Genomic DNA, 1,717 nt, shown 5'->3' with positions numbered 1-1,717 from the left:
GACGGCGGCGCCATCGTGGTGTGGCAGTCGGCGAGCGGAGACGGCTCCGGCAGCTGCGTCAAGGGTCAGCTGCTGGACGCGAAAGGTCAGCCGGTCGGGGCGGAGTTCACGGTGAACACCACCACGGCGGGCGACCAGATCACGCCGCAGGTTACGGTCCTGACGAACGGCCATATCGAAGTGGTGTGGAGCACGGATTCCGGTGCGCATATCAAGGGTCAGGGCTATACCTACAGCTATGACGGTGCAGGTAACGTAAATGGTCTGGTGGCTGATGGCACAGAGTTCAGCGTTAACACCGGTACCACGGCAAGTAAACTGACTGAACCCGCCATTACCTCGCTGGAAGATGGCGGCTATCTGGTTGTATGGCAGGCAAGCCTGAACGGTAACTGGGCGATTTACAGCCGCCAGTATGATGCAAACGGCACGCCGGTCACGGCGGAGACTGTGCTGATTACGACTTCGCTGAGCGTAAACGGCGTGCTGGGCTTTGGCGCTGACTGGGAGCCGCTGCCGTCTGTTACGTTACTGAAAAATGGCCAGGTCGCTATCGCCTATACCGTTAAAGGTACCGGGTATGACGCTGGCGTATCGATCTACGATCCTTCACTGCATGAGGTAACCGGCAGCTTCGTAGCGAACCAGACCCTGACTAATAATCAGGCATCACCTGCAGTAAGCGCGCTGGATAACGGCAACTACGTGGTGACCTGGGACTCTAACGATACCAGCGGACCGGATCAGAACGGTTACAGCGTCTGGGGCCGCATCTATGCGGCAGACGGTACGGCGCTGACCAGTGAGTTCCTGATCAACACGGCAACAGCAGGCGATCAACATCTGGCGAAAGTCGTGAGCCGTCCTGATGGCAGTTTCGTTGCGCTCTTTATGTCTGCAACAGATACGGCACCGGGTGCAGGTACCAGCGGCATCTACGCGCAGTACTTTGATGCAGCGGGTAACAAAGTGGGCCAGCAGATGCAGATCCATCAGCTGACCTATGGCGAGCAGGTTGAAGTCGATGCGACCTTCCTTGCGGGCGGTCAGCTCTACGTGACCTGGACTGACAAAGGTGTGGGTGACGGCGAAGGCTCGGCGATTAAAGGACGCGTTGTGGATCTGGTTGAAACGCTGGGACTGGAGCAAATGACGCCGGACAACAACGATCCGACGACCATTGACTATCAGCCTGCGACGACACCAGCGTCGAGCGACACCGATGTACTGCCGCCGAACGTGGGCCTCTCTACCAATACTAAGGAGACTCTGGGTGGCCAGACCGAAGCAGGCGCTACTGTTATCGTGACGAATGCGGCTGGAACGGTTTACTCCACGGTGGCAGATGCTGAGGGTGTATGGAGTATTGTACCTAACCCACTCAGTGTCGGTGAAAACGGAACGCTCTCGGCTATTGACGCGGCAGGTAACCAGAGCCAGCCAGTATTGATCTCCGGAGCCGCACTGAGTGCTTACGATCTGCTGAATGAAAGCGCGCAGGTGAATACCACTACCACAGGCGATCAGCTCAACCCGTCGGTCACCCGGCTGGCGGACGGCCGCATCGTGGTGACGTGGCAGGGTGACGGCACCTCCGGTACCGAGGTTTACATGCAGCTGTACGAGGCAGACGGTGTGCATAAAATCGGCACCGAGCAGCAGGTGAACCAGCGCACGGCCAACAATCAGGACAGCCCGCAGGTGATCGCGCTGACCG

Annotated in this window: 1 protein-coding gene; it reads left to right on the top strand. The window is 58.5% G+C overall.

Annotated features, from left to right (window positions below; genetic code table 11):
- A partial coding sequence (locus tag NR201_RS22470) for an Ig-like domain-containing protein (protein WP_256850187.1) occupies positions 1-1,717 on the top strand: 1,717 nt, incomplete at both ends.

The sequence above is a fragment of the Pantoea sp. Fr-CA_6 genome (assembly GCF_024520895.1).
Classification (GTDB): Bacteria; Pseudomonadota; Gammaproteobacteria; order Enterobacterales; family Enterobacteriaceae; genus Pantoea; species Pantoea agglomerans.
This window is presented reverse-complemented; position numbering and strand designations above follow the sequence as displayed.